Genomic DNA, 15,675 nt, shown 5'->3' with positions numbered 1-15,675 from the left:
GCATTCAAGGCAATGGCCATTGCGTTGATGGTAAAATCCCTTCTGTTCTGATCGTCTTCCAAAGTCCCTTCTGAAACCTGTGGCTTCCGGCTGCTATGCTGGTAACTTTCCTTTCTTGCTCCTACAAATTCAATCTCAAAATCTTCCCACTTTACCTGTGCGGTTCCAAAATTTTTAAAAAACGCAACAGCGGGCTGAGGATTCAACCGGTTTGCAAATAAATGTGCCAGTTCAATTCCATCCCCCAGACAAACAATATCTGCATCCTTGGTATTTCTTCCAATTATCTTATCTCTTACAAAACCACCAATCAGGTAGCAGGGCATGCTCATTTGATCTGCAAGTGCACCTATTTGCCTGAATACAGCTTCCTCCTTTTCAGTAAACGAAATCATCATTGCTGCAAATGTACTATTGTTTAGTCAGGGCGGGAAGAGTGGCCATTAATTGTGCAATTTCAATTTGAAATCCGCAATTAAAATGCCCCTGAGGACAGGCAGTTTTCCCGTGTAATCCGCAAGGCCTGCAATCCAGGGCCTGCTTCACTTCTACAGTATAACTAAGAGTGCTTAACGGACCATATCCAAATCCGGGAACCGTAGAACAGTAAATGGCGGTTACAGGCGCATCTACTGAAGAGCAAAAATGCATGGGAGCCGAATCATTTACATAGTTCATCAAGGCATTTTTCATGAGGGCAGCAGATGACAGAAAATTCAATTTACCGGCAAGGTTAACGGCATTATTGGTGCTGCTGGCTTCAATAATTTCATTGCAGAGTAAAACATCACCGGGACCACCCAGCACATACACTTTAATGTTTTGGGGCAGTGCATCCAGAAAGGCAATCCATTTTTCCTTGGGGAACTGTTTGGTTGCCCATACCGAGGATGGGGCAATACAGATATAGGGTTGATGCTGATAGGGTAGCAATTTTTCCAGATCGGATGCAGTAGGATATAAAACAGGCTTTTTCAACTGCACCCCTTTCATATGCCCGATCAATTGAAAATTTCTGTTGATTTCATGACCCCCCTTTCCTGCATCCATACTATGCACAATGGTTCGGGTATAGCAAAACCGAAAGGGATTTTTATTGAATCCTATTTTTTCTCTGGCACCCGAAAAACAGGTAATCCATCCGGTTGCAGCATAGCGTTGCAGGTTGATAACCATATCATAAGATTCCTTCCTTACTGCTAAAGACAGCTGCATCAGATTCCTGTACTTGTGCTGTTTCTTTTGCCAAACAAGCACTTTATGAACAAAGGGATGGCCGGTGAATAATGACTCATTGCCGTTTCTAACCAATACATCTATCTGAGTCTGCGGATATGCTTCGTGAATGGACTCCAGTAATCCGGTTGCCAACACCACGTCTCCAATAAATGCGGTTTGAATAATCAGCAATTTTTGCATCCGGCAAAACTACACAAAACTGAAATACTGTACTTTTGCCCAAAATTGAAATATGCCTCAAGACTTAATATTAGCCGCCTGGAATGACAGATCCTTATTAAAGGATACCCAATACAGTGATGCCGTAAAACAGGTAATTGAAGCTGTTGATAAGGGACAGCTGAGAGTAGCCAGCCCGGGAGAAAATGGATGGGTAGTTAACGAATGGGTTAAAAAAGCCATACTCATGTATTTTGGCGTTCAGGAAATGCAAACCTGGGAAATGCCCCCCTTTGAGTTCTACGATAAAATGTTATTAAAGAAAAACTACAAGGAACTGGGTGTAAGAGCCGTTCCCCCTGCTACAGCAAGATACGGAGCCTATATTGCTCCGAATGTGGTATTGATGCCCAGCTATGTAAATATTGGTGCTTATGTTGATGAAGGAACGATGGTTGACACATGGGCTACCGTAGGCAGTTGCGCACAAATTGGCAAGCATGTACACCTGAGTGGCGGTGTTGGAATTGGTGGTGTACTGGAGCCTTTACAAGCCAGCCCGGTTATTATTGAAGATGGTTGCTTTATTGGAAGCAGGTGTATTGTGGTAGAAGGAGTAATTGTAGAAAAAGAAGCTGTATTGGGGGCCAATGTGGTACTAACCCAATCCACCAAAATCATTGATGTAAGCGGACCTGAACCCATTGAGATGAAAGGAAGGGTTCCGGCCAGAAGCGTGGTAATTCCTGGTAGCTACACCAAGAAATTCAATGCAGGAGAATACCAGGTAAGCTGTGCACTAATCATTGGTCAAAGAAAAGCCAGTACCGACTTAAAGACCAGTCTTAATGATGCATTAAGAGATTTTAATGTAAGTGTTTAAAATGCCTCAGGAGAAGCAATCTAAATTGTTTCTGCAAGGCTTTTTAATAAGCATTGGCGGAGCCATTCTGTTTTCCACCAAAGCCATCTGGGTAAAACTCGCTTTTAAAAATACAGGGGTAGATGCAATTACATTGCTTACGTTAAGAATGTTATTGTCTCTACCCTTTTATATTGCCGCTGCCTGGCTGGCGGGCAAGAAAGAAAATGTACAACCGCTCAGCAAAAGAGATTTCCGCTGGATAATTTTGCTGGGAGTACTTGGATATTACCTGAGTAGTTTATTCGACTTCATTGGTCTTCAATACATTTCTGCCGGACTGGAAAGACTGATATTGTTTTTGTATCCCACATTTGCCGTTCTCCTGAACACTTACCTGTTCAAGCAAAAAATTACCCGCATTCAGTTACTGGCATTAGGTATTACCTATACAGGGATTGGAATTGCCTATTATGCTGAATTGGGTACGGTACAGCAGAATGATTCATTTTATTTTGGCTCTTTCATGGTTTTTTTATGTGCGGTTACCTATTCATTTTATTTGGTTGGAACCGGCAGAATGGTTACAAAAGCAGGAGCAACCCGCTATACCGCTTATGCAATGCTGGCCGCAACCGCGGGAATATTCCTCCATTTCTTAGTAAAAAAACAATGGCAAACAGTAACGATGAGCTGGGAATTGGGATGGTATAGTCTGGCATTGGCCATTATTGCCACGGTGATTCCCTCTTTTATGATCAGCTCAGGTATGAAAAGGATTGGCAGCAACAACACATCCATCATCACCAGCATCGGACCTGTTTCTACCATTATACAGGCATCCATATTTCTGAACGAACCCATTTTAATTACCCAAATACTGGGCACTGCACTGGTAATTGCAGGCGTAATTTTAATTGGATGGCAGAACAATCGCATTGAACACTAGTGCACCATCAAATGTTCCATTTCACTCAGTTTTTCAAACTGTTCAATCGTGAGTGGCTTGGTTATAAAATGGGTAACGTTTAAAAATTTCTTGGAACGTTCATAATCAACATGGTCAATGGAAGAAGTTAGAATAACAACCGGCCATGGATGACTTAGTTTTTCGTATTCATGAAGAAAATCCCAGCCCGACCTTCCGGAAAAATTCAAATCCAGAAATATCTTACGCTTGGTATTTGGATTCTCTTTTACATATTGCAATGCAGTATCTACCTGATCAAATGTGTGTACAGGCATGGTTGGCATTACGTTGCGGATAATCAGTTCATTCAGTTTATTTACCAGGTGATCATCATCTACCAGACAAATTTCTTCTATGGCCTGATTCAACAAATATTTATTCAGAGAAATACTGTTCGAAGAAGCAAAATTAATCTGATCATTCAGCTTGAATATTGCGTCATTCATCAGATTGGCTGAATGTTCAATATCAGTAAAAATCTGTGCATAGGTTGCCAGATTATGGTCCTGAAATTTAGCAGTCTGTAACAACTGCAAAATTTTGGAGAACTCATGTCTTAGTTCATGGGAAGTAATAAAAGAAATTTTCTTGAGATGACTCATTTGCTCAAGCACTTCCTTCTCTGATATTTTTTTAAGGGTAATGTCTTTCTGAATGGTTATATACCCTGTTATTACCCCGTCTTTGTCGAACAAGGATTCAATCATTAAATCTAGCCAGATACGGGCCCCACTCTTGGTGTAATATAAAATTTCTGTTCTGATTCCCTTACCCTGTTCAATTACCTTCCGGATTCTATCTAATGTCTCTTTACTTGTCTCAGGACCTTTTAAAAAACTTCCGGGTGTTTTTCCGGTAACTTCTTTCAAGGTATACCCGGTCGTTTTTACAAATGCATCATTTACCCAGGTAATCCGGTTATCCGCATTACACATGATAATAATGCTTCCGATTTTTTGAGCAATTTTTGTGAATTTGCCGAATTCAATTTTAGTGCTCTCCATTAATTCCTGCTGTCTTCTGATTTGAATCTGGGCTTCTTTTACAGCAGTAATATCCAGACACAAACCAGTATACCCAAGAAAAACTCCCTGTACATCATAAACAGGATTGCCTTTCATATTCATCCAGCGAAAATTACCATCCTGTTTTTTAAAGCGGTAAACCAGGTTATAAGGTTGCTGAATGGCAAAAGCTGATTTTCTGTCTGCAATTACTTTTTCAATATCTTCCGGATGAATCTGTTTCATCCAGCCTTCTCCCAATTGTTCTTCCTTATTTGTTCCGCAATATTGCTGCCAGGCCTTATTAATATGGGTAATCTGATGATGGTGGTTGGTCATCCACATTAAATCGGGCATAAACTCTGCCAATTCATTAAAACAATGCTCAACAGATCCTGATGATTGTCCCTTCCCTTCAGACACGCCTGTTTGGGGTACCAGAAGGGGTTTCCGGTTTTCAGGAGCCGGAACTTTTAAATCCCCCTTCAGCAAAACTCCTGTCATTTTACCTTTTTTATCTGTGATGGGCTGAACCGAAAAAAGAATAGTATTCCGCATCGGTGAACTTCCGGGATATTTGAGTTGCAGTTCTTTTGGCTTTGAAGCAGGCTGCAGCAGTTGCTGCATCGAATTCCTGATAAGACCTGCTTCCTGGTGATTGAACAATGCTTCAATAGAAATACCTACAACAGAAATCCCCTGCAATTGATACAATACCTGAAATGCATCATTGCAATACATAATTTCTCCGTTCGTATCAATAGCCAATACATATTGTCCGAACTTATTGTAATCCACAACCACAGTATCTTTTAACTCGTCGAACTGCATAAACTTGTATTTGGAAGTGGAGAAATGGATTGCAAAAAATTGTCGTTTGAAATATACTGGTGAATAATATCCGGCAACATCAGAAAATCTCTTGACTTATCCAGAAAAAAATGAGCTCCCTTTTTCAGACAGGCCTGACGATAAGTAGCATTAGGCATATTCGTTAAGAAAATCACCAGCGGCTGTCTGGAAGGAAAGGATAACTTAATCTGGTTCAGCAATTCAATTCCGCTCTGGCCTGGCAACTGTATGTCCAGAATAAATACATCCGGAAAATTTTCCTGCGCAATCCTCAAACCCTGCTCTGCGGTCTCCGCAAAATGCAATTCTAATCTGGATTCCTGATCCATTAATAGATGATTGAGTTGCTGAACAATAATTGCAGCATCTTCTACAATCAACACGTTGATAGAGGAAGTTCTCATAAAATGGTTATTAATCAAATGTACTCTATCAAAAAAGAAAGCTTTGTAGGGCTGGCCCACAAAGCTTTTGTAGTTAAGTTACTACAATTGGTTTTTCAGGAAATTGAATTTTAAACTGGATGCAAGCATCCTAAAATGCAATACTAAAAAACTAATTGGCAAATCATTGTAGTAGTAAATAGGGATTAAGACCTATAAAAAAACGACAACTTGTAGTGTTATCACTACAAATCAGAAATCTTGTGCTCAATCGCATACCTGATTAAATCAGCATTGCTTCTGAGTCCCATTTTATCGAGTATCCGGGCACGGTAGGTACTTATTGTATTAATATTCAAAGAGAGCATCTCGCTTATTTCAGAAACCGATTTACCTTCTACCAGCTTTTTCAACACTTCAAATTCACGGTCAGAAAGGTTTTCATGCGGCAACTTGGAAGAGTCGGTTTCCAGAGAACTGGCCAGTACTTCTGCCACCCGGTTGGTAATGTATTTTCTCCCGGCTAAAATTTGCTGTACGGCGGTAACCAGCTCATAAGGTGCACTTTCCTTGGTAAGATAGCCGGATGCACCTGCTTTAATAGCTCTTACAGCATATTGTTCAGGTGAATGCATGCTTAGCATTAATACAGGGGTATTGGGCACATGGGTTTTAATCTGCTTTAAAATCTCAATTCCGGAATAGCCGGGCATACTGATATCTGAAATAATAATATCCCAGGGCTCCTTGATGGACTTTTTAAATAATTCGGCAGAATCGGAGACATCATGAATTTCGGCAAATGGCAAAGACTCCAGTAAAATCTTTTTCAAACCCTCCCGGATTAATCCATGATCATCTGCAATAAGTATACGCATATGTTTCCAACTACCCTTTTGTCGGTAATACTGCGTTAAAGATAAGAAATTGAGCTTTACACTATCCTTGTTTTTCTTGCTGAAAAGATCTCAATTCTTCAAAAAAAGTCTTGATAAAATCAAAAGACAGGGGTTTGGTGATATAATCAATTACAGCAGAATAGCTTCTGGCTTTTTCTCTGTCCCGGTTATCAATGGAAGATGACAGCACAATTACGTTGGCTGCTTCGGAATGGGTGATGTATTCATCCAGAAAATCCCAGCCTCCCCTGCCTGGAAAATTAATATCCAGAAAAATCAGGGTTTGCTGGAGTTCCCCCGAAGTTTTTATAAAATCCAAGGCATCGTCTATGTCTATGAATACTTCTACCGGCATTTCAGGCATAAGTGCCTGCACAATTTTTCTATTCAGCACATTGGTTAATACATCGTCATCAATGAATATAATTTTCTTAAATGATTCATTCTCCTTATTCATATCAAAAGTTTCATCGTGTTGGTTAAAAGACAGTTTGTGATTCAATTTAAAAATGGCTGAGTTAATCAGTTGTATAGACTTCCTGGCCTCAGCTATTAATTCAATTCTTTCCGCGTCCGAAATAAACTGATTATCCATCAGATTAACAATGGATTGAATCTTAGCATATTCATGGCGCATTTCATGCGAGGTAATAAAGGATAATTCCTGTAAACGGTTTTTAAACAACTGGCTTTGCAGTTCAATTTTCTTTCGCTCGGTTATATTTTGTGCAATTCCAAGTATATAAAGTATGTCCTCCCCCTGTTTTTCAAATACGGACAATCTCGTATGAAAGAATTGATATTGCTGCATTTTGTCCATACACCTGCATTCCACTTCCACTACCGCCTGCTCTCCCGTTCCCACATTGGTAACCGCAGCCTGCACGCCTCTCCAATCTTCCGGATGTATCAGCGTTCTCAATGAAATGCAATTAATTTCCTGATCTTTCAGGTGTTCAAAACCCAACATATGATTCAGTGCCGGATTGCGCATGATGAATTTACGCTCCTTCACATCAAACAAAAAAACCATATCTGGCAACTTATTATAGATTTCTTCTAACAAAGAAGCCTGGGATACTTCAGCAGGCAACCAACCTGTATGTAAAGACTGCGGATTCATCGATAATATTTAAGTAGGACGTAGAAAATAATATGCCGATTATTAATATTATAATAATCAATCAGTTAGTATAAAAAAACGCTTAAAAATCTAATTTTTTTGAGACTGAATTTCCCTTTTTGGGAATAAAATCACTATTTCGGCAAGAAATTACACTAAATTGGAGGACCAAGAAAATCCAATGAGACCAACAAAACCACTCAAAATCTTCATTCTGGAAGATGACCTCTGGTATGGCACCATGCTGGAACATTATCTGTCTCTGAACCCTGATTACCAGGTTAGCAGATTTGAAACAGAAAAAGCATTTTTTCAACAACTACACGAACAACCAGATGTAGTAACACTGGACTACGCACTGGCAGAAGGAGACGCAGATGGCAGTAAGGTATTAAAAAAATAAAAGAGCGTTATCCGGAAACTGAAGTCATTATTATTTCCGGACAGGATCAGATTACCACTGCGGTGGAACTATTAAAATCAGGTGCATTCGATTATATTGTAAAAGACGAGGATACCAAAGACCGGTTATGGAATGTGTTGCTTCACCTGCAGGAAATCAAGGGGCTTAAAAAGGAAGTGGAACAACTGAAGAATGAATTGAAAAAAAATTATGATTTTTCAAAAGTAATCATTGGACAAAGTGATTCCATTCAAAGAGTTTTTGCACTGATAGACAAAGCAGCTAAAACAAATATTACGGTATCCCTAACCGGAGAAACCGGAACCGGAAAGGAAATGGTAGCCAAAGCCATTCACTATAACTCAACAAGACATAAATATCCTTTCGTTGCCATTAATGTTGCTGCCATTCCCCCGGATTTGCTGGAAAGTGAATTATTCGGACACGAGAAAGGTGCATTTACCGGTGCCCAGGGAAAACGGATAGGTAAATTTGAGGAAGCCAACAAAGGCACTCTATTCCTGGATGAAATTGCTGAAATGGACATTCATCTTCAGGCTAAACTTTTGAGGGTTTTACAGGAAAGGGAAATTACCAGAATTGGGGGCAACGCAGTAATTCCGATTGACGTTAGAATAATTGTAGCAACGCATAGAAACCTGCTGAAAGAAGTGCAGGAAAAAAAATTCAGAGAAGACCTGTATTACAGGCTTTTAGGTCTGCCCATAGAACTCCCCCCCTTAAGAGAAAGAGACAACGACTATTTAATTCTGGCCAAGCATTTTATTCAGAGTTTTTGCAGCGACAACCGACTTCCCCTGAAAACATTAACAGCGGAATCAATTGCAAAACTAAAACAATACGACTACCCCGGAAATATCAGAGAACTAAAATCTATTATTGAACTGGCAGTTGTAATGTCTGAATCGGACCTGATTTATCCAAGCGATATCAATATAGACGCCAGTGACCAGATGGGCAACCTGTTATTTAAGGAAACAACTTTAAAGGAATATGAAAAACAAATTATCCAGTATTTCCTTAATAAATACAACCAGGATGTAATTGCCGTTTCCAAAAAACTGGATATTGGCAAATCAACCATTTACAGAATGATGCAAAGAGGTGAATTAATTAAATAATTCGCATGGCAGACAATACAAATACCCCTTCTAAACTACTATCCATAGAGCTGGAAATGGAAAGAGCGGCAAGGTATGCTGCCGAAAAAAAATTATTGCAGAAAGAAAATGAGCTGCTGTTATTACAGAGAAAACTAAACAAGACAGAAAAAACAGAATATTCCTTTACAGGAACTGAAGTAATCAACAGTATCAATCAACATTTGCAGACGGGCATTTTAATTGAAAATGAATCAGGTTTGGTAATTAGCATCAATGAATCTTTTTGTCAGCTTTTCAACATCAGCGCTCCTATTCAAAATTTAATTGGCACAGACTTATATAGCAACCATCAGATTGATGAAACCCTTTTCTCTAATCCCTATCATTTTCATCAGCGAACAAATGAAATACTGAGTAACCGGATTCAGGTTAGAAATGATATATTGGAATTCAGAAATGGAATGATCATTGAAAGGGACTATATACCGCTGTTTCAGCAGGATATATATGCAGGTCATATCTGGTATTATACAGATGCGACATTAAAATATACACTTGAAAAAAAACTGGAGAAGCAAAAAAATATTTACGAAAAAATACTAAGCTACCTGCCTGCAGATATTGCCGTATTAAGTCCTGAATACGCCGACCTGTTTTTAAATCCTATTGCCATTAAGGATCCTGAATTAAGACAATGGATTATTGAATGGCTGATAGGAAAAAAAGGCGCAGGCAATTCCCTTCCTGAATTAAAAGATAATAAAGTATCTAATTATCAGGATCTTTTTGAGCAGGTAATTCACCATAAAAAAGGAGGTATTATAGAAGAGCGAAAGACGGATACAGATGGTGAAATCAGTTATATCTTAAGAAACCTTCATCCTGTACTGAATGAAGATGGCGAACTGGAAATGATTATAGGACTTCATACAGATATAACCGAAAGAGTTCAGATTGAAGACGAATTGATTCAGGCAAAAAAGAAAACAGATGAACTAGCCAGAGCAAAAGATTTATTTCTGGCAAATGTAAGCCATGAAATCAGAACTCCCATGAATGGAATTCTTGGGATTGCCGGGTTACTTGCCAAAACAAAACTGAATCAGAAACAACAAAAAATGACCGGCATGATTAAGGATGCCGCGAACAATTTACTGGTAATCGTCAATGATATTTTAAATTTCGAGAAAATATCTGCAGGCAAAATTGAACTGGAAAACATTCAATTTTTGCTGAATGAAAAACTTGCTTTACTAACAGAAAGCTTTCAATACAAAGCTAAAGAGAAAAATATCCAGCTTAGTTTTCACGATTCAATCGGACACCCCCTGGAAGTGGTTGGAGACCCCTATCGATTAAGTCAGATAGTTACCAATTTATTAGCCAATGCCATCAAGTTTACAGACAAGGGAAGTGTTGAAATAAAATTGCAGACCATAACGGAAACACCAGAAGATATATTTATTAGAATTGAAGTAAAAGATAGTGGAATAGGCATTCCGGAAGACAAGATTGAATCTTTATTTCAACCTTATCAGCAGGCAGATTCTGCCACATCCAGAAAATACGGTGGCACTGGATTAGGCTTAAGCATTGTTAAAAACCTCGTTAACCTGATGGGTGGCAGAATTGGTGTTGAAAGTAAAATAGATGCGGGCAGTATATTCAGTATTCAGCTGCCATTTAAATCAAGTGCGCAGGCAACCCAGCCTGCATTTGCCATTACAGACTATAATCAGCTAAAGGGATTACGTGTACTGCTGGCTGAAGATGTTGAAATGAACCAATTCATTGCCCGATCAATACTGGAAGAGAAGGGCGTTTATGTTACGGAAGCCATTGATGGAAGAGAAACAATAGAAAAAGTGCAAAACTTTTCCTTCGATTTAATTCTAATGGATATTTCCATGCCTTATATAGACGGAATTCAGGCTACATCCATAATCAGAAGCATGCAGGATTCTCCCAATAGCACCATCCCAATTATTGCCTTAACCGCAAATGCGTTGGAAGGCGATAAGCAAAAATACCTGAATGCAGGCATGAATGGCTATATCAGCAAACCCTTTCTGGAAGAGGAATTTCTGATGGTGATTTTACAATGCATGCAAAAAAATGATTTTTGTTTCAGCAGCGATAATGAACATTTGATAAACCCTACAAACGAAAAATTATATAGTGAGGCCCATTTAATGGGAATGGGTAAATACCAAAAAGCATTCATAGATAAAATGATTGGCCTGTTTTTACAAACGATGCCTGAGGATATTGAATTACTCCAGGAAACAGCCAGGAATAAAGACTGGAGACAAGTGGAGCGTACGGCTCACAGAATTAAATCTGCCATACGCAGTATGGGAATTCAATCTGCCATTCAAACCATTCGGTATATAGAGGAAGCAGCCCAAAAAAATCCACCTCCTGAAGACATTATACACAAAGCAAACTGGGTTTCACAAGCCATGATGATGGTGATTGATCAGATAAAAGCAGACTACCCCCATTTAGTTGTCTCAAAATAAGCCCTGATTCCCAAATCGGGAAAATCGGAAAGAAATATTGTATATCAATTATTTGAAAATCAATGATATACATCAGGAAAAGCTTTGGCATTGTATTGGCAACCTAAGGTTGAATCATTGTCATTACATATGGAATCTTTTATTCAACTACCTCAACAATACAAAAGCAAAAAAAACGAAGTACCGGTATTTGCCTTCATGGGCGAATTCGATTGCAAATCTTTTGGATTGGATATTATATTAAAAGCCTTTTCCGATTATAAAAACAAGTACCTGGAAAATGGAAGCCTTTGGCTGATTGGAGAAGGCAAGGATCAGGAGTTACTCTCAGGTTTAATAATGGAATATCATATTGAAGACTTTGTAAAAATTAAATCCATTCCTAATGGCAGGGCAAAATTTGACCTCCTGCATCAGGTTGATCTTTTCCTGAGACCATCGCGTAACGAATTTTTCCCATCTTCCGTTCTAGAAGCAGCATCAGTAGCTGTTCCATCTATTGTATCTGGTAATTTTCAGATAAGCCAGTATATACAAAACTACAATGCCGGCTATGTTTTAGAAGAGAACAACTATAAACAATTGGCAAAATTGATGCTAAAATGTCTTCAGGATATCAAATACAACAACTGGAATGTAAAAAGAAGAAATTCACTCCGCATGGTGAACGAACAATTTCACTGGAACAAAATTGCTGAAGCACATCAAAATCTTTTTGAACAGACAATTTAAAAGAATGGATACAGACAAGCAGATAGAAAACGTTTTCCATCAAATGAATAAAAGAGCATTACACGAACAATGCACCCATGAAATTATTCAAACAAAAGACCATACGCTGTTCCCTTTTCTTTATGGCAAATATGCATTAATGATTACTGATGCCGAACCAGAAAATGATATCCATATTGTATTTGAAAGTTTTATCAGATTAAATCAATACCCTATTGTGGCAGTGGCCAACTGGAAATCAACTGCCTATGGTCAGACTTTGTTAGACAGATATCAGAATAACTACCTGATTAAAATGCTTGACCCGCAAATTCAGCTTAGAACCTTAAATATGCTGAGGACCAATTGCTTTATTTTTATAGATGCCTACCGCCAGCCCGATGAAACCTATTCGATAGTAGAAGCCATGTACATGCAACTTCCCATTGTTGCCTACGATTCTGATTACAATAGAAAAATTACAAACAATGGCGCATTCTACTTTAAAACCATGATTGATTTACTCATTATTTTGCAGACATTACATCCCATGAAAGTTTATGCAAATGGTGCATTAATGAAAAAGACATTTAACTCCCAACTGGAGAAGCTTCATCCAATGCACTCAACTCCTCAAATTGCGGAACCGTAAGCGGCTTTGTTATAAAGTGGGTAACATTGGAATACTTTTTTGATTTCTCATAATCATTATGATCAATTGAAGAAGTTAAGATGATTACTGGCCAGGGTTGATTCATACGTTCATATTCCTCCAGAAAATCCCATCCGTTTCTTCCCATAAAGTTTAAGTCAAGGAATATTTTTCTTTTGTGGGTTGGATTATTCTTTAAGTATTCAAGCGCTTCATCAATATTATCAAAAACGGTTACCGTCATATTGGGAATCACATTGCGGATGATAACTGTATTCAGTTTGTTAATCATGTGGTCATCATCTATCAATATAATTTCTTCAATAGCCTGATTTAATAAGAATTTATTCAGTGCTAAATTACTTGAAGAAGCAAAACTTACTTCGTCTGAAATTTTCAGAATGGCATGATTCATTGTGTTCGCAGACGACTCAATATCTGCCAATATCTGCTGATAAGTTTCCAGACTGTTCTGTTGAAACTTAGCAGTCTGTAGTATTTGCAGAATTTTAGAAAATTCATGCCTTAGTTCAAAAGAAGCAATATCAGAAATTTGTTTCAAGTGGGTCATTTGCTCTTCCACATCTTTTTCCGTCATTTTCTTCTTAGTGATATCATTTTGAATCGTCAGATAACCCAGTACATTCCCTTCCTTATCAAATAAGGTTTCCAATTTTAAATCGAGCCAGATTTTATTGCCGTTCTTGGCATAAAATACAATTTCAGTTCTGAGGCTCTTTCCCTGTTCAATTGTTTTCTTCAACTTATCGGCTACAACAGGATCAGTATCCTGCCCCGAAAGAATAACCAGAGGGTCTTTACCATTTACTTCACGCAGAGGGAATCCGGTAAGCTTAACAAAGCTATCGTTTACCCAGGTAATTCTGTAACCCGGATCGCATAAAATAATTACCACATTAATACGCTGTGCAATTTTTGTAAACTTGGTAAACTCTATTTTGGATACTTCCAGCATTTCCTTTTGCCGGTTCAGCTGAAGTTGCAGCTCTTTAATATGCGTGATATCCTGTAATGTTCCTGTATAACCAATAAAATCACCCAGATTACTGAACATCGGACTCCCCTGCATTTCTACCCATCGGTAACTACCATCGTATTTTTTAATTCTGAACTGCCCTGTAAAAGGCTTTCTGCCCGCAAAAGAGGTAGTTAAAGATTGCTCCAGTTGAAAACGGTCTTCAGCATAAACCGACTCCATCCATCCATTCCCCATTTCCTGATCCATCACGGTTCCCCGGTATTTTAGCCATGCTTTGTTTACAAAAACAAGTTGTTGCTGATAATCACTCATCCAAACCATTTCCTGCATACAATCAGCCACTTCCCGGAACCATTCGCGATTCTGTCCACTGAGTCCTGAACCCTGGCTTGTTGATGCTGCAGTTGATTTACTATTGCTTCCTGCTGCAACCATTTTCCCAATTAACAAAAAAGCAATTGGAAAAGATCGTCTGTCTTGAACCGGACTTACTTCATAATGAATATCCCCGGTCAATGCTGCATTTGCAGGATTGGACAACCGGATTATGGAAGGCACCAGCGACTTTGAAAGTAAGGCCTGATGCACAACATCTTTAATAGCGATGGCATCTTTTGAATGTAATAAAGAATCAATAGATACTCCTTCTACCGACTCTCCCACAATCAGATAAATCCGTTGAAAAGCATCATTACAGAAAGTTATATTGGCATCCAGATCTATGGTAAAAACAAAATAATCAGGAGATGCAATCTGATCTAATAACTTTCTATCAACTGAATATGGATAGCGCATTTTTTAGCATTTAATGACCAAACTGTTTTAGAGTTCCCAACCAGGTTTTAATGTAATTGTATAACCAAAGAATAAGATAAGCGTATATAACGAGCTTCAGCAGGAACCATTTAATATTGTGTACTGAAAAAATTCGTCCCATCCAATATAAAAACTGGCCCCAAAGCAACAATAAGTAAGCAAAAGATATAGATTTTGAAGTCAGTTCTTTCCAGCTCATAAGTAATTAAAAATCTAAAATAAATATACTGTATTTTCATTCCAGAATTATCAAATGCCGTTTTTCTTATGGAAATTATACACGTGGTATTTATAAGAAATACCAGGTCGAAAAACAACCCGATAGCTGATATCGTAAATCAACTGGCTACAGAACAGATTAAGCTGGGATTGAAAGCCGGCATTTGGGAAATAAGCAGACGATCTACAGAGCAGTTTCAAAATAAAGCTTACCCTGTAAAGCATTTCTCTCATCATTTATTTATCTGGAATACCATGAAGGAAATCCGGAAACATTTAATGAAAACCGGCACCAACAGCATTTTTCATTTTCACGGAGGCATTGTTCCGGTATATTATCCAATTGCTTTTTATCTGCAGGAAAACAAAATACCATTTATTCTATCGCCGCATGGGAGATACAATTTACACACTATGGGCCAAGCGTCTTACCTGAAGAAAAAACATTTGGAAAACTTTGATCAGAATTTAATTAACTGGTCTTCTGCACTGCATTTCAACAGCGAACAGGAAAGAAAAGAGTTGCTTTCTTTATTTCCTTTTTATCTGCAAAAATCCTATATCTGTCCCAACGGTTTAATCAATAACAACCTGAATATTGCACCTAAAATAATGAAGCACGATGAAATTATTTATTGCTTCAATGGAGAACTGAATAACACCGAAATGGGCATTGATATTTTACTGCATGGATTTGCAAAATTCAAGAAAAACCATGCCAACAATGCCATATTATG

Annotated in this window: 14 protein-coding genes and 1 pseudogene; 8 read left to right on the top strand and 7 right to left on the bottom strand. The window is 38.4% G+C overall.

Annotation, left to right across the window (positions count from 1 at the left end):
• Positions 1 to 398 (bottom strand): annotated as a pseudogene (locus P767_RS15405) (tRNA nucleotidyltransferase); the annotation flags it as partial.
• Between the two features lie 13 nt (positions 399 to 411).
• On the bottom strand, positions 412 to 1,419 hold the full coding sequence (locus P767_RS0102335; protein ID WP_026763254.1) for a glycosyltransferase family 9 protein: 1,008 nt from the start codon (positions 1,417 to 1,419) through the stop codon (positions 412 to 414).
• Between the two features lie 52 nt (positions 1,420 to 1,471).
• On the opposite strand from P767_RS0102335, the gene P767_RS0102330 reads away from it, so the two are divergent.
• Entirely contained in the window at positions 1,472 to 2,281 is an 810-nt protein-coding gene (locus P767_RS0102330; protein ID WP_026763253.1) for a 2,3,4,5-tetrahydropyridine-2,6-dicarboxylate N-succinyltransferase, read from the top strand.
• Between the two features lies 1 nt (position 2,282).
• Positions 2,283 to 3,209, top strand: coding sequence for a DMT family transporter (locus P767_RS0102325; RefSeq protein ID WP_026763252.1), 927 nt, complete (start codon positions 2,283 to 2,285; stop codon positions 3,207 to 3,209).
• On the opposite strand, the gene P767_RS0102320 is transcribed toward P767_RS0102325, so the two are convergent.
• The 4 genes from P767_RS0102320 to P767_RS18075 all read right to left on the bottom strand — a co-directional run bounded on the left by P767_RS0102320 (position 3,206) and on the right by P767_RS18075 (position 7,491).
• Complete coding sequence (locus tag P767_RS0102320; RefSeq protein WP_026763251.1) at positions 3,206 to 5,065, bottom strand: PAS domain S-box protein; 1,860 nt, start codon at positions 5,063 to 5,065, stop codon at positions 3,206 to 3,208. The two genes, P767_RS0102325 and P767_RS0102320, sit on opposite strands and share 4 nt — an antisense overlap.
• Complete coding sequence (locus P767_RS0102315) at positions 5,047 to 5,490, bottom strand: response regulator (protein ID WP_026763250.1); 444 nt, start codon at positions 5,488 to 5,490, stop codon at positions 5,047 to 5,049. The genes P767_RS0102320 and P767_RS0102315 overlap by 19 nt, the downstream gene beginning before the upstream one ends.
• A 224-nt stretch (positions 5,491 to 5,714) precedes the next feature.
• Positions 5,715 to 6,347: a response regulator gene (locus P767_RS0102305; protein WP_026763249.1), complete on the bottom strand. Its 633-nt coding sequence runs from the start codon at positions 6,345 to 6,347 to the stop codon at positions 5,715 to 5,717.
• A gap of 61 nt (positions 6,348 to 6,408) precedes the next feature.
• Positions 6,409 to 7,491, bottom strand: coding sequence for a response regulator (locus tag P767_RS18075; RefSeq protein WP_051416998.1), 1,083 nt, complete (start codon positions 7,489 to 7,491; stop codon positions 6,409 to 6,411).
• A 181-nt stretch (positions 7,492 to 7,672) separates the two neighbouring features.
• On the opposite strand from P767_RS18075, the gene P767_RS18740 reads away from it, so the two are divergent.
• From P767_RS18740 to P767_RS17415, 5 genes are all read left to right on the top strand, one after another.
• The gene (locus P767_RS18740) at positions 7,673 to 7,894 is read left to right on the top strand and encodes a hypothetical protein (RefSeq protein ID WP_245586815.1); all 222 of its coding nucleotides are present in this window, start codon (positions 7,673 to 7,675) and stop codon (positions 7,892 to 7,894) included.
• A 62-nt stretch (positions 7,895 to 7,956) separates the two neighbouring features.
• Entirely contained in the window at positions 7,957 to 9,036 is a 1,080-nt protein-coding gene (locus P767_RS15395) for a sigma-54 interaction domain-containing protein (RefSeq protein ID WP_245586814.1), read from the top strand.
• 5 nt (positions 9,037 to 9,041) lie between these two features.
• Positions 9,042 to 11,540: a PAS domain-containing hybrid sensor histidine kinase/response regulator gene (locus P767_RS0102290; RefSeq protein ID WP_026763248.1), complete on the top strand. Its 2,499-nt coding sequence runs from the start codon at positions 9,042 to 9,044 to the stop codon at positions 11,538 to 11,540.
• Between the two features lie 129 nt (positions 11,541 to 11,669).
• Complete coding sequence (locus tag P767_RS0102285; protein ID WP_026763247.1) at positions 11,670 to 12,272, top strand: glycosyltransferase; 603 nt, start codon at positions 11,670 to 11,672, stop codon at positions 12,270 to 12,272.
• A gap of 4 nt (positions 12,273 to 12,276) precedes the next feature.
• Positions 12,277 to 12,903, top strand: a complete 627-nt coding sequence (locus tag P767_RS17415) for a glycosyltransferase family protein (protein WP_157611329.1) — start codon at positions 12,277 to 12,279, stop codon at positions 12,901 to 12,903.
• On the opposite strand, the gene P767_RS0102275 is transcribed toward P767_RS17415, so the two are convergent.
• Positions 12,842 to 14,698 (bottom strand): PAS domain S-box protein, encoded by a 1,857-nt coding sequence (locus tag P767_RS0102275; RefSeq protein ID WP_026763245.1) that lies wholly within the window; start codon positions 14,696 to 14,698, stop codon positions 12,842 to 12,844. The two genes, P767_RS17415 and P767_RS0102275, sit on opposite strands and share 62 nt — an antisense overlap.
• Before the next feature lie 288 nt (positions 14,699 to 14,986).
• Here P767_RS0102275 and P767_RS18445 point away from each other — a divergent pair.
• The coding region (locus P767_RS18445) for a glycosyltransferase (protein WP_172637500.1) at positions 14,987 to 15,675 on the top strand (689 nt) is incomplete at its 3' end.

The sequence above is a fragment of the Sediminibacterium salmoneum NBRC 103935 genome, assembly GCF_000511175.1.
Classification (GTDB): Bacteria; Bacteroidota; Bacteroidia; order Chitinophagales; family Chitinophagaceae; genus Sediminibacterium; species Sediminibacterium salmoneum.
This window is presented reverse-complemented; position numbering and strand designations above follow the sequence as displayed.